Genomic DNA, 22,511 nt, shown 5'->3' with positions numbered 1-22,511 from the left:
TTCCGAAAAGCGTAGCATCCTCCGCCGGACAGCGGCAGGCGCGGGGGCGTGGCGGCCACGGAGGTTGCCGGCGGGCCCGGGGGCCGCTATAGGCGCCGGGTCGCGCGCCGACATAGCTCAGCGGTAGAGCAACTGATTCGTAATCAGTAGGTCCCCGGTTCAAATCCGGGTGTCGGCACCAGCGCCCGGCGCACCTTTTTCAAGCATCCAGGTCGGATTTGCAGCCGCGGGCTTTGCGCCGCGCGCTGCCTCGGGCTCTGGCCTCGACGCTGCAGGGACAGGTACAGGCGCTGCATGTCATGCCGGCGCCGGTGTCGGGCAGGAACGGAGAGGGTGGGATTCGAACCCACGGTCCGCTTGCACGGACTTCGGTTTTCGAGACCGACGCGATCGACCACTCTGCCACCTCTCCGCAGGTGGGCGGCGCGGTATAGAAGCGGCGCGGCGCGCTGGCAACTCGCCTGTGCGTCCGCGACGTTGACTCCCGCCGGCCGCGACCGCTATACGCCCGCTCCTCCGGCAGGCCCCGCGGCCGCCGGCGGTTGCGTTTGGCCGGCACCGGCCAGGTGCGGCCGATCCAGACCAACCGGGCGCCAGCCCGGACAGACCGAAGCACCGGACCCCGAAAGCCCGAGCGCGAGCAATGACCTACGCAGTGATCCGCACCGGCGGCAAGCAGTACCGCGTCACCCCCGACGCCGTGCTCACCGTCGAGAAGCTCGAGGCCGAGCCCGGCGCCACCATCACCTTCCACGACGTCCTGGCCATCGGCACCGATGCCGGCGTGACCCTCGGCGCGCCGACCGTCCCGGGCGCGAAGGTGACCGCGACCGTCGTCGAGCAGACCCGCGGCGACAAGGTCATCATCTTCAAGAAGCGCCGCCGGCAGAACAGCCGCCGGAAGAACGGCCACCGCCAGCACCAGACCGTGCTGAAGATCGCCGAGATCGCGGCGGCCTGACGCAGAGCTAAGGGAGCACCCCACCATGGCACACAAGAAGGCAGGCGGCTCCTCGCGCAACGGGCGCGATTCGGCCGGCAAGCGGCTCGGCGTGAAGCGCTCGGGCGGGCAGGTCGTGAAGGCCGGCAACATCATCGTCACCCAGCGCGGCACCAAGATGCGCCCCGGCACCAACGTGCTGGTCGGCCGCACCCACTCCATCCACGCCGCCGTGGACGGCCAGGTGAAGTTCGAGCGCAAGGCCGAAGGCCGCGTGCACGTCTCCGTCGTGCCGCTGCCGGCCGCGGCCGAGTAACCCTTCCGCCCGCGCGGACGCTGGACGGGGGCCTCTCGGCCCCCGTTCGCGTTTCCAGGCCCCTGCCATGAAATTCCTCGACGAGGCGAAGGTCCACCTGAAGGCCGGCGACGGCGGCGACGGCGTCGTGGCGTTCCGCCGCGAGAAATACATCGAGTTCGGCGGGCCGGATGGCGGCAATGGCGGCAAGGGCGGCGACGTGCTGGCCGAGGCGGTGGACGGCCTCAACACCCTGATCGACTACCGCTACGCGCAGCATTTCCGCGCGCGGAAGGGCGGCAACGGCGCGGGTTCCGACCGCACCGGCGCGGCCTCGGACGACGTGGTGCTGAAGGTGCCCGTCGGCACGCAGATCCTGGCCGAGGACCGGGAGACGCTGCTGGCGGACCTGACCGCGGTGGGCCAGCGCGTGGTGCTGTGCCGCGGCGGCGATGGCGGCTTCGGCAACGCCCACTACAAATCCTCCACCAACCGCGCCCCGCGCCGCGCCGACAAGGGCCATCCGGGCGAGGAGCGCAGCGTCTGGCTGCGGCTGAAGCTGATCGCCGATGCGGGCCTGGTCGGGCTGCCGAACGCCGGCAAATCCACCTTTCTCGCCGCCGTCTCCGCCGCGCGGCCGAAGATCGCGGACTACCCCTTCACCACGCTGCACCCGCAGCTCGGCGTGGTGCGGCCGGATGCGACGACCGAATTCGTGCTGGCCGACATCCCCGGCCTGATCGAGGGCGCGAGCGAGGGTGCCGGGCTCGGCGACCGCTTCCTCGGCCACATCGAGCGCTGCGCCGTGCTGCTGCACCTGGTGGACGGCACCCAGGCCGACCCGGCGCGCGCCTACCGCACCGTCCGGCGCGAACTGGAAGGGTATGGCCACGACCTGGCGGACAAGCCGGAGATCGTCGCCCTCAACAAGGTGGATGCGATCACGCCGCAGGTGCGCGCCGCGCGGTTGAAGGCGCTCTCGCGCGCCGCCGGGCGCCCGGCGATGGCCGTCTCGGGCGTTGCCGGCGAGGGCGTGGCGGAGGTGCTGCGCGCACTCGGCGCCGCCATCGCGGAGGGTCGCGGCGGCTGAGGGCCGCGCCGCGAAGCGGCCGCGCGCCCGGTGCGTTGTGCCGCAACGCCCCCCTCGGTCGGGGGTGGCAGCGGAGGAACGCGCGATGCCTGCGAAGTCGAAGAAGCAGCAGATGGCGGCCGGCGCCGCCCTGTCCGCGAAGCGCGGAGAGACGCCCAAGTCCAGCCTGAAGGGCGCCTCGAAGGGCATGGCCGAGTCCATGAGCGAGAAGGAATTGCACGACTTGGCCAGTGCCAAGCGCAGCAAGCTGCCGCGGCGCGCGACCCGGCACTGACCGCGCGGGGCGCGCGGAACGGCCTGCCGCGCAACGGGTTAGCGGCGGATGGACCTTTCGGAGCTGCTGCCCTCCGTGCGGCATTTGTCCTTCCTGCCGGAGGTGCGCGACCTCGCGATCGCCTATGCGCTCGCCTTCCTGATCGGCTGGAACCGCGAGCGGGAGGATCGCAGCGCCGGGTTGCGCACCTTTCCGCTCGTCGCCGTGGCCTCCTGCGGCTTCGTCCTCGCCACCGAGCATGTGACCGCCGGCGAACCGGAGGCCGTCGCGCGCGTGATCGAGGGCGTGATCACGGGCATCGGCTTCATCGGCGGCGGTGCGATCCTGAAGGGCGGCGGCGAGGTGCATGGCACGGCCACGGCCGCGTCCCTCTGGGCCACGGGCGCAATCGGGATCGCGGTGGCGCTCTCGGCCTATGACGTGGCGGTGGTGATCGCGGTCTTCACGGTGCTGACGCTGTACGTGCTGAGCCGGCTGAAGCCTGACGGCCATTCGAAGGGGTGAGCGGCTGAAGCGTGCCGGTGACGTGGTGTCCGCGCGGGATCCCACCCGCCCGGCTGAGGCGCGAGCGCGAAAATTGCGGGATCGAAAACGAAAAAAGTGTTGCCGGCGGGATTCGAACCGTCCCGCCGCAGGCGGGCGACACCGAAACCGTGGGTTCGCAGCGCTGAAGTCGGCGGAAGTGTTGCCGGCGGGATTCGAACCGTCCCGCCGCAGGCGGGCGACACCGAAACCGTGGGTTCGCAGCGCTGAAGTCGGCGGAAGTGTTCCCGGCGGGATTCGAACCCACGGCCCCCAGATTAGGAATCTGGTGCTCTATCCAGCTGAGCTACGGGAACTCGCCAACATGCTACCACGGCCCCGCCGCGCCGCGCGAGGGGCGGAACCGGTGGGGTCGGTCTGCCGTTCCCCCCGCACCCCCTGCGAAAGGACCACGGCGCATGGCCACGAGCATTCGCGACATCTACATCGCCGGCCTGAAGGATGCGCATGCGCTGGAAGCGCAGGCCATCCAGCTCTGCCAGCGGCAAGTCGAAAGGCTGGAGAACTACCCCGAGCTTCGGGAACGTCTGCGCGAGCATGTCGAGGAAAGCCGCCGGCAGCAGCAGCGGATCGACCGCATCCTGAACGCGCTCGGCACCTCGCCCTCCACGCTCAAGGATATCGGCACCACCATCATGGGCAACATGGCCGCGATGGGGCACGCGATCGCGCAGGACGAGGTGGTGAAGAACAGCTTCGCCAACTACGCCTTCGAGCACTACGAGATCGCCACCTACCGCGCGCTGCAGACCATGGCCGACGCCGCGGGAGACAGCGCCGCCCAGCCGCTGCTGCAGGAGAGCCTGCAGGAGGAGCAGCGCATGGCGGAGTGGATCGCGCAGAACCTGGAGCCCACCATCCGCCGCTACATGCAACGCGAAGCCGCGGGCCAGACCGCGGGCGTCTGAGCTCAGGCCGGCCGTCGCGCGCGCAGCGCGGCGGCCAGCGTGCCCTCGTCCAGCACGTCCAGCGCGCCGCCCAACGGCACGCCCTGCGCCAGGCGCGTGACGGCGATTCCGGCAGGGCGCAGACGGTCCGTCAGGTAATGCGCGGTCGCGGTGCCATCCACGGTGGCCGGCAGCGCGATGATCACCTCCTCCACGCCGCCGGCGGCGATGCGCGTCAGCAGCGGGCCGACGGCGAGATCCTCCGGGCCGATGCCGGCCAGCGGCGAGAGGACGCCGCCGAGCACGTGATACAGCCCGCGATGCGCATGCGCGCGTTCCAGCGCCCAGAGATCGGCGACGCCCTCAACCACGCAGACCAGGTGGCGGTCGCGCTGCGGGTCGCGGCAGATGCCGCAGGGGCTCTGCGCGTCGAGGTTGCCGCAGGTCTCGCAGGGGCGCACGGCGCGCGCGGCTTCGGTCAGCGCCTCGGCCAGCGGCAGCATCGTCTCCTGCGGGCGCATCAGCATCTTCAGCACGGCCCGGCGCGCGCTGCGCCGCCCCATGCCGGGCGTCCTCGCCAGCAGCGCGATGAGGCGCTCAATGGGATCGTTGGGTAGATCGGTCATGTGATGCCGGCGGGAGCGCCGCCCCCACCCCGACCCTCCCCCGCATGCGGGGGAGGGAGACGGGACGTCAGAAGGGCAGCTTCATGCCGCCAAGGCCACCGAGGCCGCCCGGGATGTTCAGCCCAGCGGTGGCCTTCTGCATCTCCTCGGCCATGGTGGATTCCACCTTCTGCTTGGCATCCGCATGCGCGGCGACGAGCAGGTCCTCGAGCACTTCCTTCTCGTCCGCCGTCATCAGCGAGGGGTCGATCGCCACGCGGCGCAGGTCGCCCTTGCCGGACAGCGTGACCTTCACCATGCCGCCGCCGGAGGCGCCTTCCACCTCCATCGCCTCCAGCTTCGCCTGCATCTCCTGCATGCGCGCCTGCATCTGCTGCGCCTGCTTCAGCATGTTGCCGAGGTTCTTCATCGCGTCTCAGTCCTCTGCGGGGAATTCGTCGTCGAAGCCGGCCGGCTCCGCATCCGGCGGCGCGAAGTCGCGGCCGTCGCCGTCGGGGGCGGAAGGTGGCGGCAGGCCATAGGCATCCAGCGCGCCGTCGCGCACAGCCTCGATCGTGGCGCCGGGGAAGGCTTCCAGCACGGCCTGCACCAGCGGATGCGCGCGGGCCAGCGCGCGGCGGTCCTGCTCGGCGGCCCGGCCCTGCTCGGCCAGCGTTGCGCCGCCGCCGGCATTGACCAGGCTGATGGTCCAGCGCGTGCCGGTCGCCTGCTGCAGGAAGGCGGAGAGACGCTGCGCGAGATCGCGCGAGGCGTTCGCGTCGGGCTGCAGCTCGATGCGGCCGGGCGTGACCGAGACGGGGCGCGCGTAGAACAGCAGCTCGGAATGCAGCCGCGGCTCGCGGCCAGATGTCAGCGCGACCACCTCGCGCCAGTTGGCCGGCTGCGGCAGCGCGGCCGGGGCCGGCGCGGGCGCGGCGGCCGCAACGGCGCCGCCGCCCGCGATGGCGCGCAGCCCGCCACCCGGACCGCCGCCGGGAGCGGGCGAGGCCGGCGCCGCACCGCCCTGCTCGGTCAGCCGCCGCACCAGGTCGCCCGGCGTCGGCAGCTCGGCCGCATGGGCAAGCCGGATCAGCACCATCTCCATCGCGGCGCGGCGGTCCACGCCGTCCTGCGCCACTTCCTGCACGCCCTTCAGCAGCATCTGCCAGGCGCGCGCGAGCACGGGAATCGAGAGCCGGTCGGCCAGCGCCGCGCCGCGCACGCGCTCGTCCTCGGTCAGCGCGGCGTCCTTGCGCAGCGCCGGGATGGTCTTGAGGCGCGAGAGCAGATGCGTCAGCGCCAGCAGGTCCGAGAGCACCACGCCCGGATCGGTGCCGCGCGCATGCGCTTCCTCGGACAGCGCCAGGGCGCGCGCCACGTCCCCGCCCATCAGCGCCTCCATCAGGCTGAGCGCCAGGCCGCGCTCCGCCAGGCCCAGCATCTCCTGCACGCCCTGCGCGGTCACGCCCGCGCCGCCGGCCAGCGCGATCGCCTGGTCCAGGATGGAGAGGCCGTCGCGCACCGAGCCGTCGGCGGCGCGGGCGACCATGGCCAGCGCCTCCTCCTCCGCCGTCACGGCCTCGGCGGCGCAGATCTTCGCGAAATGCGCGCGCAGCTGTTCCTGCGGCACGCGGCGCAGATGGAAGGTCTGGCAGCGCGAGAGGATGGTGGCCGGTACCTTCCGCAGCTCCGTCGTCGCCAGCATGAACTTGGCGTCCGGCGGCGGCTCCTCCAGCGTCTTGAGCAGGGCGTTGAAGGCGGGCTCGGTCAGCATGTGGACCTCGTCCAGCATGATGACCTTGAACCGCCCCTGGCTGGGGCGGAAGCGCAGCATGTCCCGCAGCTCCCGCACATCGTCGATGCCGCGGTTGGAGGCGGCGTCGAGCTCGATGTAGTCGGGATGGCGGTCGGCCAGGATGGCGCGGCATTCGGGGCAGACGCCGCAGGGATCGGGCGTCGGGCCGCCCTTGCCGTCGGGGCCGACGCAGTTCAACGCGCGGGCGATGATGCGCGCGGTCGTGGTCTTTCCGACGCCGCGCACGCCGGTCAGCATGAAGGCGTGGTGGACGCGGCCCTGCGCGAAGGCGTTGCGCAGGGTGCGGACCAGCGCCTCCTGCCCGATCAGGTCGTCGAAGGCGGTGGGGCGGTATTTGCGGGCGAGGACGCGATAGGGCGCGGCGGGCTCGGCCGAAAGGCTCGGGGCGGCGGGCGGCGGGGCGGCGGGCGGCGGGGCGGCGGGGGCAGGGTCGCCGAACAGGCCCGGCCCGTCGGGCGCTGGCGGCTCCGGCAGGTCTTCTGGGATGGAATTGCCGAGGAGGTCGCTGGCCATCGGTCCGGGATCGCTGAGGGGGCCGGTCGGGCCAGGGTGGGAAAAGGCCGGGTGGAAGGCCGGCGGGCGACCCGCGCGAGAACTCGTTACGGCTGCTTCCTTCCGGACCTGACCGGGTTGGCGAGGGGCACGTCCGTCGCCGACCTTCCGCCCCCAATATCGGGGTTCGGGCGTCCTGGGGCAATGGTCAGGGATCAGCCCTTGCGCAGCCGGGCCACCAGCGCATCCGGGCGCAGGTCGCGCGAAAGCAACTCATCCAGGGTCAGGTCGGTATCGGCGCGCAGCGCCATCGGCGGCTGGCCCATGTCCATCTCCAGCACGGCATCCAGCGCGTCGGCATGGATTCCCGGCAGGTCCAGAAGCTGCCGCATGCTGGGTGTGAAGCGTCTGAGCGCGTTGTTCAGGAAGGTCCGGACTTCGCCGCGCCAGTGCCCGGCGGCGGGGTGGTCCGGCCAAGCCGCGACCTTCATCGCGTGGATCAGCCCCTGCTCGAGCAGCGACGCCACAGCCTGGACCTCGCTCCGCCCCGAGGTCTCGATCTCCTCGATGACATTCGCCCAATCGAGATCGTTCACCCGTTCGCCGGCAGCGACCCGGCGCAGGCGATCGGCCTGGGCCTGGGCCCAGGCGACGAAGTCACGGTCATAGAGGTCGTCGGGCATGCTCGCCTCCGCTGGCCGAGAATAGCCGATCCCGGAAGTCTCCCGCCACGCCCGCGGTTGCCGGCCCAAGGGCCGCATGGCACATCACCGGGCGCATGCTCTCGATCCCCGCCAGCCGGCCCAACGCCTATACCGGCAGTCCCCTCGACCGCGCCGGCCACCTGCGCGAGGACGCGGACTGGATCCACCAGACCCTGGCCGACCCCGAGACGCTCTTCGCCCCCGTCTGGCGCAGCCGCAACCTGATGAAAGGCGTGGAGGACGGCCATCCCGAGGCCGTGCTGCTCACCGCCGAGGCCGCCGAGGCGTTGCGCATGCAGGACGGCCCCTGGGCCTTCCTCGGCCTGTGGGAGAAGCGGCCGGTCTTCGCCGTGGACTGCTCGGCCGCCGAGGACCCGCTGCCGCTGCTGCCCGAGGGCATGGGCAGCTTCGCCGACCTGCGGCAGGTGGCCGGGCTGCTGCCGCCCGGCGAGGCCAGCGTGCTGGCGCATGCCCGCGGCATGATGCACTGGCGCACCCGGCACCGCTTCTGCGGCGCCTGCGGCGCCCCCTGCGCACCGCGCAGCGCCGGCCATGCGATGGTCTGCACCGGCTGCAACACGCAGCATTTCCCCCGCACCGACCCCGCGGTGATCATGCTGGTGGTGCGCGGCGACCATTGCCTGCTCGGCCACTCGCACCGCTTCCCGAACGTGACGATGTATTCGACGCTGGCCGGCTTCGTGGAGCCGGGCGAAAGCTTCGAGGAGGCGGTGCGGCGCGAGGTGATGGAGGAGGCGGGCGTCGCGGTGGGCGAGGTCGCCTATCATTCCTCCCAGCCCTGGCCCTTCCCCTCCTCCATCATGATCGGCTTCCACGCCGAGGGCCTGACCGAGGCGATCCGGATCGACCCGGAGGAGCTCAAGGACGCGCGCTGGTTCTCCCGCGCGGAGCTGCGCAACCACCAGGCGCTCGGCTTCTCCCTGCCGCGGGTCGATTCCATCGCGCGGCGGCTGATCGAGGACTGGCTGGAGGCCGGGACATGATGCGCGCAACCCTGCTCGCGCTGGCGCTGCCGGCGCTTCTGGCCGCTGGCTGTGGCAGCACGCCGGAGGAGCGGCGCGTCGCGGCGGAACTGCCGAACGATCCCGTCGTGGCGGAATGCCGGCAGGAGGCGCGGCGCGACCCGTCGGTGCGCAATGTCTGGCGCGAGATGAACCCGAGCAACCGCACGCAGGAGGACAGGCTGACCGCGATGGCGGTGGAGGCGGAATCGAACGCCTTCGACGCCTGCCTGCGGCGCCGCGGCGTGATCCGCAGCGGCGGCGTGGAGCGCGTGCGCCCGCAGGGCTTCTACTGGTAGCGCGGAGCTCCCGTCGGACGGGGCGCCTCAGTTCCCCTCGCGCTGCGCCAGCCGGTAGGGGTGCGCGGGATAGGTGCCGAGGATGCGCAGGTCGGCCGAGAAGAAGGCCAGTTCCTCCAGCGCGCGCGCCAGCGCCGGCTCGTCCGGCTTGCCGTCCACATCGGCCAGGAACTGCGTCGCGGTGAACTCGCCGTTGACCATGTAGCTCTCGAGCTTGGTCATGTTCACGCCGTTGGTCGCGAAGCCGCCGAGCGCCTTGTAGAGCGCGGCGGGGATGTTGCGGACGCGGAAGACGAAGCTGGTCACCCAGTGGCCCTCGCCATAGGGCGGCGAGAGGGGGGTGCGGGACATGACGTAGAAGCGCGTGGTGTTGTGCGCCTCGTCCTCGACGTTGCGGCGCAGGATCTCGAGCCCGTAGACCGCCGCGGCGAGCTCGCTCGCGATCGCCGCGTCCTCGATGCCGCCGCGCTCCGCGATCAGCTTCGCGGCGCCGGCGGTGTCGGCCTCGATCACCGCCTGCAGGTCGAGCTCCTTCAGCACCCGCAGCACCTGGCCGAGCGCCATCGGATGGCTGTGCGCACGCTTCAGCGTGGCGATGCTGGCGCCCTTCGGCGCGAGCAGGCAGTGCTCGACGCGCTGGAAATGCTCGCCGACGACATGCAGGCCGGAATCGGGCAGCAGGCGGTGGATGTCGGGCACGCGGCCTGCCAGCGAGTTCTCGCAGGGCAGCATGGCGAGCGCGGCGCGGCCTTCGCGCACCGCCTGCATCGCCGCCTCGAAGGAGGCACAGGGCAGGGTGGTCCATCCCGGATAGGCGTGCCGGCAGGACAGGTCCGAATAGGCGCCGGGCATGCCCTGGAAGGCGATGATCTGGCCACCCTCCGGCGAAGCGGTCTGGCGCGGGGCGGCGGCGGTGCTGTCCATTTCTGTCCTGTGGGCGCTGGGCGGCGACGCGGCCGCGCGTTCGGCGGGCGGGCGGGTTGTCGAGGTTTCGCACCGCCTCTATGTTCCGCGCGGTTTTACGGCACGTTGGCCCCGGCGCAAGCCTGCCGGCGCAGCCCGGCCAGCGGCTCCGTCCTGCGCGGCAGCCGGGACGGGCGGCAAGGCAGCGGGGCCGCGTTCGGGAAGGGTGGCATCCGGGATGAGTCTGGAATTCAACAAGGCCGCGGCCGCGGTGCTGACCGCGGGCATCACCTTCATGGTCGCGGGCCTGGTCGGCAAGTTCCTGGTCTCGCCGCCGCATCAATACGAGGCGGCGATCGCAACGGGCGCGCCGCCCCCGGCTGCCACGCCGGCGACGCCGGCCGCTCCGGCGCTCGAGCCGGTCGGGCCGCTCCTGGCCGCGGCCAATGTGGATAGTGGCCGCCAGCTGGCGCAGCGCCTCTGCGCTTCCTGCCACAACTTCGCCAAGGGCGGGCCGAACGGCGTCGGGCCGAACCTCTGGGGCGTCGTCGGCGGGCCGCATGCGCATGCGCAGGGCTTCAACTATTCGCCGGCGAACCGCGCCCTGGCCGACAAGCCGTGGGACTACGAGGCGCTGAACGCCTTCATCGCGAACCCGCGCGAGGCGATGCCGGGCACGCGCATGGCCTTCGCCGGCCTGCGCAACCTTCAGCAGCGCGCCGACGTCATCGCCTTCCTGCGCTCGCTGGACGACAATCCGAAGCCGCTGCCCTGAGGGCGCGGCCGGGCCGGCGGGCGTGACGGCGCAGGCCGCCGACTTCCTCGCTATCGCGGAGGAAGCGGCCGACCTGGCGGGGCAGGTGATCCGCCCGCTGTTCCGCTCGGCCCTGCTGGTCGAAGCCAAGGGCGACGCCAGCCCCGTCACCGAGGCCGACAAGGCCGCGGAGCGGGCGATCCGCGGGCTTCTGGCGCATCGCCTGCCCGATCATGGGGTGATCGGCGAGGAATATGGCGAGGAACGCGCGGATGCCGATTGGGTCTGGGTGCTCGACCCGATCGACGGCACGCGCGCCTTCGTCACCGGCCGACCGCTGTTCGGCACGCTGATCGGCCTGCTGCATCGCGGCGCCCCCGTCCTTGGCATCATCGACCAGCCGACGACCGGGGAACGCTGGATCGGCATCGCCGGGGAGCCGACCCGCTTCGCCTCCCGCTTCGGCGGCACGCCGCGCTGCCGGCCCTGCGCCAGTCTTGCCGAGGCCGAGCTGTCCTGCACCTCGCCCGACATATTCGATGCGGCCACCGCGCCGCGCTTCGCCGCCGTGAAGGAAGCGGCTCGGCGGACCACCTGGGGCGGCGACTGCTACGCCTATGGCCTGCTGGCGCTGGGCCTGGTGGACGTGGTGGTGGACGCGACGATGAAGCCCTGGGACTGGGCCGCCCTGGTCCCGGTGGTGGAGGGTGCCGGCGGGCGGTGCACCGACTGGGCCGGGCGGCCGCTGCGGCTCGATGGGGACGGCACCGTGCTCGCGGTGGGAGACCCGGCGCTGTTGCCGGAAGTTTCCGCCCTGCTCGACTTGTGACGGCGCTGTTGCCGCGGGCGCGGCGCGTCCCCACACTCTCGGCCATGCGACGCCGAGACCTGCTTTCGCTGTCCCTTGCGCTCGGCCTCGTGCCGGCCGCCGCCCGTGCCGTCACACCCGCGGGCGGCACCCCCGGCCAGGCGGTGCGGACCCATGCGCTGTCCCTGCTGGGCGAGCCGCAACTGCCGGCCGACTTCACCCACTTCCCCTGGGTAAACCCGGAGGCGCCGAAGGGCGGCGAGATCGCGCGCTGGGCGCTCGGCAGCTTCGACAGCTTCAACCCCTTCATCATCCGCGGCACGGCCGGCGTCGGCTCGACGCTGATCTACGACACTCTGCTCAAGGAGAGCGCCGACGAGGCGAGCACCGAATACCCCTATCTCGCGCAATGGATCGACCTGCCGGCGGACCGCAAGGGCGTCACCTTCGCGCTGAACCCGGCCGCGCGCTGGCATGATGGCCGGCCGCTGACGGCCGAGGACGTCGTCTGGAGCTTCGAGACGCTGCGCCAGCACGGCCGCCCCTTCTTCCGCGCCTACTACGCCGACGTGACCGAGGCCGTGGCCGAGACGCCGCATCGCGTCACCTTCCGCTTCCGCACGGATGAGAACCGCGAGCTGGCGCTGATCCTGGGGCAGCTGATGGTGCTGCCGAAGCATTGGTGGGAAGGCCGCGACTTCACGCGCCCGATCCTGGAAGCGCCGCTCGGCTCCGGCCCCTACCGGATCGAGCGCTTCGACGCGGGACGCAGCATCGTCTATCGCCGCGTCGCGGACTGGTGGGCGAAGGACATCCCGGCGATGCGCGGCACGCAGAATTTCGACGTGACGCGGTTCGAGTATTTCCGCGACAACACCGTCGCCCTTGAGGCCTTCAAGGCCGGCCAGATCGACTTCCGAACCGAGAACGTCGCGCGCGACTGGGCCACGGGCTACGACTTCCCCGCGCGCCGCGCCGGCCTGGTGAAGCTCGAGGAGATCCGCCACGAGCTGCCGACCGGCATGCAGGCCTTCATCGTCAACCTGCGCCGGCCGCTGTTCCAGGACCAGCGCGTGCGCCGCGCCCTGGTCGAGCTGTTCGACTTCGAGTGGATGAACGCCAACATCTTCTACGGTGCCTATACCCGCACCAACAGCTACTTCAGCAATTCCGAGCTTGCTTCCTCCGGCCTGCCGCAAGGGCGCGAGAAGGAGATCCTGGAAGGTTTTCGGGGGCGCATCCCGGACAGCGTCTTCACGACCGAATTCCGGCTGCCCGTGACGGACGGCTCAGGCAACAACCGCGAGGGGCTTCGCCGCGCGCTCGGGCTGCTGCAGCAGGCGGGCTGGCGCGTGCAGGACCGCCGCCTGGTGAACGCCCAGGGCCGCCCCTTCGAGTTCGAGATCCTGCTCGTCTCCCCCACCTTCGAGCGCGTGGCGCTGCCCTATGTGCAGGCGCTGCAGCGCGTCGGCATGACCGTGAACGTCCGCACGGTGGACCCGGCTCAGTACCAGCGCCGCATGGACAGCTTCGACTACGACATGACGGTGGGCGGCCAGGGCCAGAGCCTCTCGCCCGGCAACGAGCAGCGCGACTTCTTCACCTGCGCCAAGGCGCGGGAGGAAGGCAGCCGCAACGCCTCCGGCATCTGCGATCCGGCGATCGACGCGCTGGTGGAGCTGGTGATCAACGCGCCCGACCGGGAGGAATTGGTCGCGCGCACCCGTGCGCTCGACCGCGTGCTGCTGGCCCACGACTTCCTCATCCCGCACTGGCACATCCAGAGCTTCCGCGTCGCCTACTGGGACAAGTTCGGGCGCCCGCCGCGCAATCCGCGCTTCGACATCGGCCTCGACACCTGGTGGGTCGACCCGGCGAAGGAACGCGCGCTCGCCGAAGCCCGCCGGACGCTCTGAGCCGCATGCGCGCGCCCCCGTCCTTGCCCGGCGCGCGCCGGGCCGCGCCCACGGGCTGAGATGGCCGCCTATATCCTCCGCCGCCTGATCCTGGTGGTGCCGACGCTGCTCGGCATCATCCTGATCAACTTCGCCGTGGTGCAGTTCGCGCCGGGCGGGCCGGTGGAGCAGATGCTGGCGGAGCTGCGTGGCGAGGGGCAGACGCTCGGGCGCCTCACCGGCGAGGGCGGCGGCGAGACGCGCCAGCCCGGCGGCGGGCCGACGGCGGCGGCGGGTGGCGATGCGGGCGGCGGCCCCGTCGGCACCTATCGCGGCGCACGTGGCCTCGACCCCAACATCGTCGCCGAGATCGAGCGCATGTTCGGCTTCGACAAGCCGGCGCATGTGCGCTTCATGGAGATGCTGGGCGGCTACCTGACCTTCGACTTCGGCCGCAGCCTGTTCCAGGACCGCCCGGTGGTGGACCTCATCCTGGAGAAGATGCCGGTCTCCGTCAGCCTCGGCCTCTGGTCCACGCTGATCATCTACCTGGTCTCCATCCCGCTCGGCATCCGCAAGGCGGTGAAGGACGGCACGCGCTTCGATGTCGCGACATCCGGCGTGGTGCTGGTGGGCTATGCGATCCCGGGCTTCCTCTTCGCCATCCTGCTGGTGGTGCTGTTCGCCGGCGGGTCCTTCTTCCAGTGGTTCCCGCTGCGCGGCCTGGCCTCTCCGGGCAGCGAGACCTGGCCATTCTGGGATCGCGCGCTCGACTATTTCTGGCACATGGCGCTGCCGACGCTGGCCCTGGTGATCGGCGGCTTCGCCGGGCTGACCATGCTGACCAAGAACAGCTTCCTCGACGAGATCGGCAAGCAATACGTCGTCACGGCGCGCGCCAAGGGGAACAACGAGACGCGCGTGCTGTACGGCCACGTCTTCCGCAACGCGATGCTGCTGATCATCGCGGGCTTCCCGGCGGCCTTCATCGGCATCCTCTTCACCGGCGCGCTGCTGGTCGAGATCGTGTTCAGCCTGGACGGCCTCGGGCTGCTGGGCTTCGAAGCGGCGATCCGACGTGACTACCCGATCATGTTCGCCACGCTCTACATCTTCACCCTGCTCGGGCTGATCATGCAGATCGTCGGCGACGTGATGTACACCGTCGTGGATCCGCGCATCGACTTCGAGGCGCGGCGGTGAACGGGGTGATGGTTGATGCGCCCGCAGGGGGGCTCTGCCCCCCTGCACCCCCCGCCAGGAAGCTGAGCTTCCTGGACCTGCATCCATTTAACGCCAAGGAGGGAGGGGGCTTTAGGCCCCCTCCCTCCTTGGCGTTGAAAGCGAATGTGGGGGTTCGGGGAGCTTCAAGCTCCCCGGCGGGGGTGCGGGGGCAGCGCCCCCGCGGAGCGCGCAAACCATGACCCCCATCAACCGGCGGCGCCTTGCCAACTTCAAGGCCAACCGGCGCGGCTTCTGGTCGCTCTGGGTGTTCCTGCTTCTCTTCGTGCTGACGTTGTTCGCGGAGTTCATCGCCAACGACAAGCCGCTGCTCGCGCGCGTGGACGGCGCTTGGCTGTTCCCGACCGTGGTCGGCTATGCCGAGAGCGACGTGATCCCCGATGGCCTGCCGGTCGAGATGGACTGGAAGGATCCGACGGTGCTCGGCGAGTTCGCGGAGCGCGGCGGCTGGGCGTTGTGGCCGCCGATTCCCTACAAATACGACACGGTGGTGCGCGATCTCGGCCGGCCTTCGCCGGCGCCGCCCTCGGCACGCAACTGGCTCGGCACGGACGACCAGGGGCGGGACGTGCTGGCGCGGGTGATCTACGGCTTCCGCATCTCCGTGCTGTTCGGCTTCTCGCTGACCATCGTGAGCTCCATCATCGGCGTCGCGGCCGGCGCGGTGCAGGGCTACTACGGCGGCTGGGTGGACCTGTCCTTCCAGCGCTTCATCGAGGTGTGGTCGGGCATGCCGCAGCTCTACCTGCTGATCATCCTGGCCAGCATCATCGAGCCGAGCTTCTGGACGTTGCTGGTCTTCCTGCTGCTGTTCTCCTGGATGGGGCTGACGGGCGTGGTGCGCGCGGAATTCCTGCGCGGGCGCAACTTCGACTATGTGCGCGCGGCGAAGGCGATGGGGGTGAGCGACACCACCGTGATGTGGCGCCACATCCTGCCGAACGCGATGGTCGCCACGCTCACCTTCCTGCCCTTCATCCTGTCGGGCTCGGTGACGGTGCTGGCGAGCCTGGATTTCCTCGGCTTCGGCCTGCCGCCGGGTTCGCCTTCGCTGGGCGAGCTCGTCGCGCAGGGCAAGAACAACCTGCAGGCGCCCTGGCTCGGCATCACCGCCTTCGTCGTGCTGGGCGGCGTGCTGACGCTGCTGATCTTCGTCGGCGAGGCCGTGCGCGACGCCTTCGATCCGCGGAAGCTACCGGGGGGAGGCCGATGAGCGATCCGATCCTCGCCGTCGAGAACCTCTCGGTCGCCTTCAACGGCAGGCGCGTGGTGGAGGGCGTTTCGTTTCACGTGAAGCGCGGCGAGACCGTCGCGCTGGTGGGCGAATCCGGCTCCGGCAAGTCCGTCACCGCGCTCTCCTGCCTGCGCCTGCTGCCGGGCGCGGGCGCCAATCCCGAAGGGCGCATCCTGCTGGACGGCACCGATGTGCTGGGTGCGGAGGGCGAGGCGCTGCGACGGCTGCGCGGCGGCACCGCCGGCATGGTCTTCCAGGAGCCGATGACCTCGCTCAACCCGCTGCACACGGTGGGCCGCCAGGTGGGCGAGGCAATCACGCTGCACAGGCCGCTGAAGGGCGCGGCGCTGCAGGCGCGCATCGTGGAGCTGCTGCGCCGCGCCGGCTTCCCGCAGGCCGAGGACCGGCTGAACGCCTATCCGCACCAGCTCTCCGGCGGCCAGCGCCAGCGCGTGATGATCGCGGCCGCACTTGCCAACGATCCCGCGCTGCTGATCGCGGACGAGCCGACCACCGCGCTCGACGTCACGATCCAGGCGCAGATCCTGGAACTGCTCGCGCATCTCAAGCGCACGCTGGACATGGCGATGCTGCTGATCACCCACGACCTGCAGATCGTGAAGCGGCATGCCGACCGCGTGGTGGTGATGCGCAACGGCCAGGCGGTCGAGCAGGGCGATGTCGCCGAGGTCTTCGCCAATCCCCGGCACGACTACACGAAGATGCTGCTGGCCACCGAGCCGCGCGGCCGGCCCGCAGCGGTGCAGTCCACTGCACCGGTGGTGATGCAGGGTGAGCAGGTGAAGGTGCATTTCCCGATCCGGCGCGGCCTGCTGCGGCGCACCGTGGGCATGGTGAAGGCCGTGGACGGCGTCTCCCTGACGATCCGCGAGGGCGAGACGATCGGGCTCGTCGGCGAATCGGGCAGCGGCAAGACCACGCTCGGCCTGGCGATGCTGCGGCTGGAGGGATCGGAAGGCGCGATCCGCTTCGAGGGGCGCGACATCCAGGGCCTGGATCGCGCGGCGTTGCGGCCCTTGCGCGCGCGCATGCAGATCGTCTTCCAGGACCCATACGGCGCGCTCAGCCCGCGCATGACGGTCGGCGAGATCGTGGGCGAGGGGCTGGCGGTGCATGAGAAGCTCGCGCCCGCCGAGCGCGCGGATCGTGTCGCCGCCGCGCTGCGCGAGGTCGGCCTGACGCCGGAGATGGCGGAGCGCTATCCGCACGAATTCTCCGGCGGCCAGCGCCAGCGCATCGCCATCGCCCGCGCCCTGGTGCTGAAGCCCCGCCTGGTGGTGCTGGACGAGCCGACCAGCGCGCTCGATGTCAGCGTGCAGGCGCAGGTGGTGGAGCTGCTGCGCGAACTGCAGGCCCGCCATCGGCTCGCCTATCTCTTCATCAGCCACGACCTGCGCGTGGTCCGCGCCATGGCGCACCGGATCGTCGTGCTGAAGGACGGCAGGGTGGTGGAGGAAGGCGAGGCGGAGGCGGTTGTCGACGCGCCGAAGCAGCCCTACACGCGGGCGCTGATGGCGGCGGCCTTCGACCTGGCCGCGGCCGAGCCGGGCCAGGTCAGGACATGACGGACGAGGAAGAGCCGCGATCGCCGCTCGAGATGCTGCGCGAATTGCTCGGGGCCGAGCGGATGAAGCTCGGCGTGCACATCCGCAAGATGAACTCTCCCGGCAGCCCGGTCTATCGCTATGGCGAAAATGTCTGGCCGGCGGCGCTGATCCTCGTCTCCTCCTTCGCGGCGACGGCGTGGGTGCATTTCTATCTCGGCGCGGCCATCCTGGTCGTCGGCTGCTGGTGGTGGCTGGCGAAGGTGCAGCCGCGCGTGAAGGACGGCGTGTTCGACCGCACCACGGCCTGGGCGCTCCAGTCCGATGTGCATTTCGACGCGCTCTGGGCGAAGGGCGTGCTCAGCCTCTATGCGGAGTTGCCCGACGGCAGGAAGCTCGCCGCGACGCGCCGGGATGACTGGCGCGGCTTCGTCCGCCTCGTGGCGCGGGAGCATGCCGCGCCGGAAGCGCCCCGGGAGGCTGCCTGATGGCCGTTCTGCTCTCCACCAAGGCCAATGCGATGGAGGCCTGGCGCGGCGCGCTGCTGGCGCTCGATCCCGGCCTCGAGATCCGGATGTTCCCCGATGCCGGCGATCCGGCCGCGATCGAGGCGGCGGTGGTCTGGACCTCGCACGACATGGCGGAGCTGCGCCGCTATCCCAACCTGAAGCTCATCGTCTCGATGGGCGCCGGCGTGGACCATCTGCTGCGCCCGCCGGGACCGCCGCCGGGCATCCCGGTCGCGCGGCTGGTGGACCGCATGCTGACGACGCAGATGGGCGAGTGGGTGCTGCTGAACGTGCTGCGCTTCCACCGCCAGGACCTGGAATACCGCGCGCTGCAGCGCGACCGGCACTGGCTGGAACTGCCTGCGCCGGTCACCGCCGAGCGCCGCATCGGCATCCTCGGCCTCGGTGAGCTCGGCAGCCATGCCGGCGGGCTGCTGCGCGGCCTGGGCTTCCCGGTGATGGGCTGGACCCGCCGGCCGCGCCAGGTGGAGGGCGTCGAGACCTTCCACGGCGAGGAGGGTCTGGCCGCCATGGCGGCGCGGTCCGACATCCTGATCTGCCTGCTGCCGCTGACGCCGGCGACGCGGGGGATCGTGGACGCCCGGTTGCTGGGCCGGCTGCCGCGCGGCGCCTTCGTGATCAACGGCGCGCGTGGCGGCCATGTGGTGGATGCCGACCTGCTGGCCGCGCTCGACAGCGGCCAGGTGGCCGGCGCGGCGCTCGACGTCTTCCAGCCGGAGCCGCTGCCGCCCGAGCACCCCTACTGGGCGCATCCAAAGGTGATCATGACGCCGCACGCGGCCAGCATCACCATTCCGGCAAGTGCCGCGCCGCAGGTTGTCGAAAACCTGCGCAGGGCGCGGACGGGCGCGCCCCTGCTGAACCTCGTGGACTTCGCCGCCGGCTACTGAGGGGGCCTGCGCAACGCCGGCCGGCTTCAGCCGGCCCGGCGCGCCGAGCCCTCGGCCGGGTTCTCGCCGCCCTGCGGGGCCTCGCGCGCGGCCTGGTCCATGATGCTGCGCATGTCGCGCAGGAAGGCGGCGCCCTTGAGCGTGCGCTGCACCAGCACGCTGCGGCGGTCCATCGGGTCCACTTTCCGCCGGGCCAGGTCCAGCTCGCCGAGCCGGTCCAGCGCGCGGGTGATCGCGGGCTTGGAGACGTTCAGCTCGGCCGCCAGGCCGCGCACGGTGTGCGGCCCGTCGGTCAGGTAGACCGTCAGGAATACGCCAAGCTGGCGGGCCGACAGGTCCGGCCCGTCGCGGCGCACCAGCGCCACGACCGTGTCCCTGAGGATACCGACAAGCACGTCGGGGTTCGTCTGCATTGCCATGCTCTCAAATCCTTCCTGGCTGCCCTCCCGGCCGTCCGAACCGGGCTTGGCCGCGGCCCCGGAGCGCATCTTGCCACGCCTTCTCGAGATGCCGTTACGTGAATGGTCGTCGCGCGAAGCACCCTTTTGAGAGCGGCTTGAAGCAGAAAGTTCCCGTTTCATCTTGGCTTTGTTACCTTCCCGCGCCGCCGGCCCCCCCGGCAAGCGTTTCGGCCGCTCGAAAGATGGCCCTGGCCGCCTGGATCTCGCCGCCCTCTGGCCGACCGGGACGACTCTGATCGTTCCATGCGTATAAGTCTATATGTGCCCAGCGCGCATCTCGTTCCACGAAATGACGGAGGAATAGCGCTGCAACGATCGCCCCCGCCATTGGCTTCGTGGAAACATTGTTAAGATCAGCGATCGAACTGTCTAGCCAGGATAGATAATTTTTTTGTAATGGGAGCCGCCATAGCGGGTCGCTCACCGCCTCGCCGGCCCGCACCACGCTCTCGGCAAGGCTGTCGTCGTCGGTGAAGAGCGCCGGCAGGTCGGGTCCGAGCGCCACCCGCGCCGCGCCGGTCAGCGTGGCGCAATCCACCAGCAGGGCCGGCGCCGATTCGCAGGCCAGCGCCAGCAGGTCCGCCAGCACGAGCCGCCCTTCGGCATCGGTGTTCCCGATCTCGACCGTCAGGCCCTTGCGCGTGCGGATCACGTCGAGCGGCCGGAAGGCGGTGCCGGAGACCGCGTTCTCCACCGCGCCGATGAGCAGCAGCAGCCGGATCGGGGCGCGGGCGGCCATCAGCATCTCGGCCGCCGCCATCACCGCCGCGGCGCCGCCCATGTCCTTCTTCATGCGCAGCATGGCCGCCGCGGGCTTCAGGTCGAGCCCGCCCGTGTCGAAGCAGACGCCCTTGCCGCAGAGCGCGACGAGCGGGCCGTCCGCCGCCCCGTCCCAGCGCAGGATCGCCACGCGCGGGGCGCGCGGCGAGCCGCCGCCCACCGCCTGCACCGCCGGGAAGCCCTCGGCCAGCGCGGCGCCTTCGATGACCTCGACCGACGCGCCGTGCCGGGCGCCGAGGTCGCGCACCGCCTCGGCCAGCTCCGCCGGGCCGAGATGGTTCGCCGGCATGTTGATCAGGTCCCGCCCGCGCCGGATCGCCGCCGCCTGCTGCTGCGCCGCCTCCGTCCCCGCCGGGGCGACGAGCCGCGCGGGTGCGCGGGCGCCCTCCGACTTCAGCCGGCGGAAGCGATAGGCGCCGAGGCACCAGCCGAGCACCGCGGCGGCCGGATCGGGCGCGCCGACGAGGTGCCAGGCGGTGCCCTCCGGCAGGGCGAAGGCTGCGCCGCCGAAGGCCCAGGGCCGCGCCGCCTCCGCCGCGTCGGCGCCTAGGCCCAGCACCGCGCCGCCCAGCCCCGCCTCGCCCGGCAGCAGCCTGATCTCCTGTGCCTTCGCGGCGAAGCCGGAGGCCCGGAGGAAGCCGGCCTGCGAAGCCGGGAGCCCCTCCAGCAGCGCCTCCAGCCCGGCCGGCGTCACCGCATGCAGCGGCAGCGAATCGACGGAGGGTTCCGCGAGGCATTCCAGCATGGCGCTTCCTCATGCAGGCCAGAGAGGCGGCGGAGACTAGCCATGCCGGACTGCCGCGGGAATCGGGGGCGCCTGGGAACCCGATGCCGCGCGCAAGAAAAACTCCCTTGGATCCGCGGGTGGCGGCGGGCGGTCAGGCCTCGACGATCTCGGCCACCGGGCCGTCGGCAACGATCCGCCCGCCCGAGAGCTTGATCGCCCGGGTGCACCATTGCCGGACGATGGACATGTTGTGCGTGGCAAGCACCAGGATGTCGGCCCCTTCCACCAGCTGCGACAGGCGCTCGCTGGCCCGCTCGATGAAGTCCGCGTCGCCGGCCAGGAACCACTCGTCCATCAGCAGGATCTGGGGTTCCATCAGCGTCGCCGCCGCGAAGGACAGGCGTACCGCCATGCCCGCGGAATAGGTGCGGATCGGCACGTCGAGGAACTCGCCGAGGCCGCTGAAACGCCCCGCCTCCTCGGCCAGCCGCTCGCACTCGCTTTCCGACATGCCGAGGAACAGGCCGCGCAGGATGATGTTCTCCCGCCCGGTCGCCTCGGTGTCCATGCCCGCACCCGGGTCGATCAGGGAGCCGATGGTGCCATTCACCTCGAGCCGGCCCGCCACGGGCTCGTAGATGCCGGCCAGGGTGCGGAGCAGCGTGGTCTTGCCGGCGCCGTTGCTGCCCACCAGCGCCACGCGCTCGCCGGGCTCGATGCGGAAGGTCAGGTCGCGCAGCGCCGCGACGACGATGCGGTGGCTCTCGTCCTCCTTCAGGCGGATCGGGGAGCGCGCGAGCAGCCGCTTCTTCAGCGACCGCGCGCCGACGTGATAGAGGGGGAACTCGATCGAGATCCCGTCTGCCTGGATCAGCGGCATCTGCGACGGCTCACACCCAGAAGGCGATGCGCGCGCGGAAGCGCACGAAGAAGACGAAGGCGACCGCGCAGGCCGCCGCGGTGTAGACCAGCGCCGCCAGCCAGATCAGCCAGGACGCGCCGCCTTCCACCAGCGGGCCGCGCACCGTCTCCATCAGCGCGAAGAAGGGGTTCAGCGGCAGCAGGACCTGCCATTCGCGCAGCAGCTCGGGCTTCCAGATCACCGGCGTCATGAAGAAGGCGAGCTGCATCACGCTGGCGACGATCTGCTGGATGTCGCGGAACCGCGCGCAGATCATGCCGAGGAAGAGCCCGCCCGCGAAGGCGTTGATGAACAGCAGCGCCAGCCCGGGCAGCGCCATCAGCGCCCCCCATCCCGGCACCACGCCGCAGATCAGGAACACCACGGCGATCAGCGGCAGGCTGTGCGCCGCGACGATCACGTTGCGGATCACGAAGCGCAGCACATGCACCGTGTAGGGCAGCGGCACCTGCCGGATCACGCCTTCCGAGGCGATCAGGCTGTTGCCCGCATCGTTGATGATCTGGTTCAGCGTGTTCCAGACCAGCAGGCTCACCGTCAGGTAGGGCAGGTATTCCGTCAGCGGCAGCCTGAAGAGCGTGGAGTAGAGCAGCCCGATGCCGGCCACCATCACCGCGGTCGAGACCGTCAGCCAGAACGGGCCGATCACGGAGCCGCGGTAGCGGTTGCGGATGTCGAGCCGCGCCAGCGCCATCGCCAGGCGCCAGCGGGCCAGGCCGCCGCGCATGTCGTCGATCGCGCGCTCGACATGGCGCGGGTCCGCGGCGTCCCGCACATAGCGCGGCGATGCCAGGGGAAGGGTGGGGGACCGCATGGCGCGCCTCATACCCCGC

The 22,511-nt window shown here is 71.2% G+C and carries 25 protein-coding genes, 3 tRNA genes and 1 other RNA gene; 17 read left to right on the top strand and 12 right to left on the bottom strand.

What is annotated here, in order from left to right:
• The first annotated feature begins 106 nt into the window (after positions 1 to 106).
• Positions 107 to 181, top strand: a tRNA-Thr gene (locus DFH01_RS03695).
• Positions 182 to 325: 144 nt separating this feature from the next.
• Here the strand turns inward: DFH01_RS03695 and DFH01_RS03690 are convergent.
• A tRNA-Ser gene (locus DFH01_RS03690) sits at positions 326 to 412 on the bottom strand.
• A 231-nt stretch (positions 413 to 643) separates the two neighbouring features.
• Between DFH01_RS03690 and rplU the strand changes: the two genes are divergently transcribed.
• From rplU to DFH01_RS03665, 5 genes are all read left to right on the top strand, one after another.
• Positions 644 to 961: a 50S ribosomal protein L21 gene (rplU, locus tag DFH01_RS03685; protein ID WP_109869020.1), complete on the top strand. Its 318-nt coding sequence runs from the start codon at positions 644 to 646 to the stop codon at positions 959 to 961.
• A 25-nt stretch (positions 962 to 986) separates the two neighbouring features.
• The gene (rpmA, locus tag DFH01_RS03680; RefSeq protein WP_109869019.1) at positions 987 to 1,256 is read left to right on the top strand and encodes a 50S ribosomal protein L27; all 270 of its coding nucleotides are present in this window, start codon (positions 987 to 989) and stop codon (positions 1,254 to 1,256) included.
• Positions 1,257 to 1,323: 67 nt separating this feature from the next.
• Positions 1,324 to 2,325, top strand: coding sequence for a GTPase ObgE (gene obgE, locus DFH01_RS03675; protein WP_109869018.1), 1,002 nt, complete (start codon positions 1,324 to 1,326; stop codon positions 2,323 to 2,325).
• An 85-nt stretch (positions 2,326 to 2,410) separates the two neighbouring features.
• Positions 2,411 to 2,599: a DUF3008 family protein gene (locus DFH01_RS03670; protein ID WP_109869017.1), complete on the top strand. Its 189-nt coding sequence runs from the start codon at positions 2,411 to 2,413 to the stop codon at positions 2,597 to 2,599.
• 48 nt (positions 2,600 to 2,647) lie between these two features.
• On the top strand, positions 2,648 to 3,103 hold the full coding sequence (locus tag DFH01_RS03665) for an MgtC/SapB family protein (protein ID WP_109869016.1): 456 nt from the start codon (positions 2,648 to 2,650) through the stop codon (positions 3,101 to 3,103).
• A 261-nt stretch (positions 3,104 to 3,364) separates the two neighbouring features.
• Here DFH01_RS03665 and DFH01_RS03660 read toward each other — a convergent pair.
• Positions 3,365 to 3,438 (bottom strand) — tRNA-Arg (locus DFH01_RS03660).
• Positions 3,439 to 3,540: 102 nt separating this feature from the next.
• Here DFH01_RS03660 and DFH01_RS03655 point away from each other — a divergent pair.
• Positions 3,541 to 4,050 (top strand): ferritin-like domain-containing protein, encoded by a 510-nt coding sequence (locus tag DFH01_RS03655; protein ID WP_109869015.1) that lies wholly within the window; start codon positions 3,541 to 3,543, stop codon positions 4,048 to 4,050.
• 2 nt (positions 4,051 to 4,052) lie between these two features.
• On the opposite strand, the gene recR is transcribed toward DFH01_RS03655, so the two are convergent.
• From recR to DFH01_RS03630, 5 genes are all read right to left on the bottom strand, one after another.
• Positions 4,053 to 4,655: a recombination mediator RecR gene (gene recR / locus DFH01_RS03650; RefSeq protein WP_109869014.1), complete on the bottom strand. Its 603-nt coding sequence runs from the start codon at positions 4,653 to 4,655 to the stop codon at positions 4,053 to 4,055.
• Between the two features lie 67 nt (positions 4,656 to 4,722).
• On the bottom strand, positions 4,723 to 5,064 hold the full coding sequence (locus DFH01_RS03645; protein WP_109869013.1) for a YbaB/EbfC family nucleoid-associated protein: 342 nt from the start codon (positions 5,062 to 5,064) through the stop codon (positions 4,723 to 4,725).
• Between the two features lie 6 nt (positions 5,065 to 5,070).
• On the bottom strand, positions 5,071 to 6,963 hold the full coding sequence (locus tag DFH01_RS03640) for a DNA polymerase III subunit gamma/tau (protein ID WP_109869012.1): 1,893 nt from the start codon (positions 6,961 to 6,963) through the stop codon (positions 5,071 to 5,073).
• 50 nt (positions 6,964 to 7,013) lie between these two features.
• Positions 7,014 to 7,112, bottom strand: an RNA gene (gene ffs, locus DFH01_RS03635) — signal recognition particle sRNA small type.
• Between the two features lie 45 nt (positions 7,113 to 7,157).
• Entirely contained in the window at positions 7,158 to 7,625 is a 468-nt protein-coding gene (locus DFH01_RS03630; RefSeq protein ID WP_158287604.1) for a DUF29 domain-containing protein, read from the bottom strand.
• 95 nt (positions 7,626 to 7,720) lie between these two features.
• Between DFH01_RS03630 and nudC the strand changes: the two genes are divergently transcribed.
• Together nudC and DFH01_RS03620 are read left to right on the top strand one after the other, a co-directional pair.
• Positions 7,721 to 8,650: an NAD(+) diphosphatase gene (gene nudC, locus DFH01_RS03625; RefSeq protein WP_109869010.1), complete on the top strand. Its 930-nt coding sequence runs from the start codon at positions 7,721 to 7,723 to the stop codon at positions 8,648 to 8,650.
• Positions 8,647 to 8,967: a phosphoribosylamine--glycine ligase gene (locus DFH01_RS03620; RefSeq protein ID WP_109869009.1), complete on the top strand. Its 321-nt coding sequence runs from the start codon at positions 8,647 to 8,649 to the stop codon at positions 8,965 to 8,967. The genes nudC and DFH01_RS03620 overlap by 4 nt, the downstream gene beginning before the upstream one ends.
• A gap of 27 nt (positions 8,968 to 8,994) precedes the next feature.
• Here DFH01_RS03620 and DFH01_RS03615 read toward each other — a convergent pair whose 3' ends face one another.
• On the bottom strand, positions 8,995 to 9,891 hold the full coding sequence (locus DFH01_RS03615) for a prephenate dehydratase (RefSeq protein WP_109869008.1): 897 nt from the start codon (positions 9,889 to 9,891) through the stop codon (positions 8,995 to 8,997).
• Positions 9,892 to 10,108: 217 nt separating this feature from the next.
• Between DFH01_RS03615 and DFH01_RS03610 the strand changes: the two genes are divergently transcribed.
• From DFH01_RS03610 to DFH01_RS03575, 8 genes are all read left to right on the top strand, one after another.
• Positions 10,109 to 10,645 (top strand): c-type cytochrome, encoded by a 537-nt coding sequence (locus DFH01_RS03610; RefSeq protein WP_109869007.1) that lies wholly within the window; start codon positions 10,109 to 10,111, stop codon positions 10,643 to 10,645.
• Positions 10,646 to 10,667: 22 nt separating this feature from the next.
• On the top strand, positions 10,668 to 11,453 hold the full coding sequence (gene hisN, locus DFH01_RS03605) for a histidinol-phosphatase (protein WP_109869006.1): 786 nt from the start codon (positions 10,668 to 10,670) through the stop codon (positions 11,451 to 11,453).
• Between the two features lie 44 nt (positions 11,454 to 11,497).
• Positions 11,498 to 13,348 (top strand): extracellular solute-binding protein, encoded by a 1,851-nt coding sequence (locus tag DFH01_RS03600; RefSeq protein WP_109869909.1) that lies wholly within the window; start codon positions 11,498 to 11,500, stop codon positions 13,346 to 13,348.
• A gap of 60 nt (positions 13,349 to 13,408) precedes the next feature.
• Positions 13,409 to 14,530 carry a microcin C ABC transporter permease YejB gene (locus DFH01_RS03595; RefSeq protein ID WP_109869005.1) on the top strand — a complete coding sequence of 374 codons (1,122 nt, stop codon included), beginning with the start codon at positions 13,409 to 13,411 and terminating at the stop codon, positions 14,528 to 14,530.
• 217 nt (positions 14,531 to 14,747) lie between these two features.
• On the top strand, positions 14,748 to 15,782 hold the full coding sequence (locus DFH01_RS03590; protein WP_109869004.1) for an ABC transporter permease: 1,035 nt from the start codon (positions 14,748 to 14,750) through the stop codon (positions 15,780 to 15,782).
• Complete coding sequence (locus DFH01_RS03585; RefSeq protein ID WP_109869003.1) at positions 15,779 to 17,389, top strand: ABC transporter ATP-binding protein; 1,611 nt, start codon at positions 15,779 to 15,781, stop codon at positions 17,387 to 17,389. The genes DFH01_RS03590 and DFH01_RS03585 overlap by 4 nt, the downstream gene beginning before the upstream one ends.
• A complete protein-coding gene (locus DFH01_RS03580) occupies positions 17,386 to 17,856 on the top strand; it encodes a hypothetical protein (RefSeq protein ID WP_109869002.1) in 471 nt (156 codons plus the stop codon). Before DFH01_RS03585 ends, DFH01_RS03580 begins: the two co-directional genes overlap by 4 nt.
• Entirely contained in the window at positions 17,856 to 18,788 is a 933-nt protein-coding gene (locus DFH01_RS03575; protein WP_109869001.1) for a 2-hydroxyacid dehydrogenase, read from the top strand. Before DFH01_RS03580 ends, DFH01_RS03575 begins: the two co-directional genes overlap by 1 nt.
• 26 nt (positions 18,789 to 18,814) lie before the next feature.
• On the opposite strand, the gene DFH01_RS03570 is transcribed toward DFH01_RS03575, so the two are convergent.
• The 4 genes from DFH01_RS03570 to DFH01_RS03555 form a co-directional block, all read right to left on the bottom strand.
• Complete coding sequence (locus tag DFH01_RS03570) at positions 18,815 to 19,207, bottom strand: MarR family transcriptional regulator (protein ID WP_109869000.1); 393 nt, start codon at positions 19,205 to 19,207, stop codon at positions 18,815 to 18,817.
• A 172-nt stretch (positions 19,208 to 19,379) separates the two neighbouring features.
• Positions 19,380 to 20,774: a leucyl aminopeptidase family protein gene (locus tag DFH01_RS03565; RefSeq protein ID WP_109868999.1), complete on the bottom strand. Its 1,395-nt coding sequence runs from the start codon at positions 20,772 to 20,774 to the stop codon at positions 19,380 to 19,382.
• A 133-nt stretch (positions 20,775 to 20,907) separates the two neighbouring features.
• Positions 20,908 to 21,636, bottom strand: coding sequence for an ABC transporter ATP-binding protein (locus tag DFH01_RS03560; RefSeq protein ID WP_109868998.1), 729 nt, complete (start codon positions 21,634 to 21,636; stop codon positions 20,908 to 20,910).
• Between the two features lie 10 nt (positions 21,637 to 21,646).
• Positions 21,647 to 22,492: an ABC transporter permease gene (locus DFH01_RS03555; RefSeq protein WP_109868997.1), complete on the bottom strand. Its 846-nt coding sequence runs from the start codon at positions 22,490 to 22,492 to the stop codon at positions 21,647 to 21,649.
• Positions 22,493 to 22,511: the final 19 nt, after the last annotated feature.

The sequence above is a fragment of the Falsiroseomonas bella genome (assembly GCF_003173615.1).
Taxonomy (GTDB): domain Bacteria; phylum Pseudomonadota; class Alphaproteobacteria; order Acetobacterales; family Acetobacteraceae; genus Falsiroseomonas; species Falsiroseomonas bella.
The sequence above is the reverse complement of the archived record's forward strand: the minus strand, read 5'-3'. Positions and strand labels throughout refer to the sequence as shown.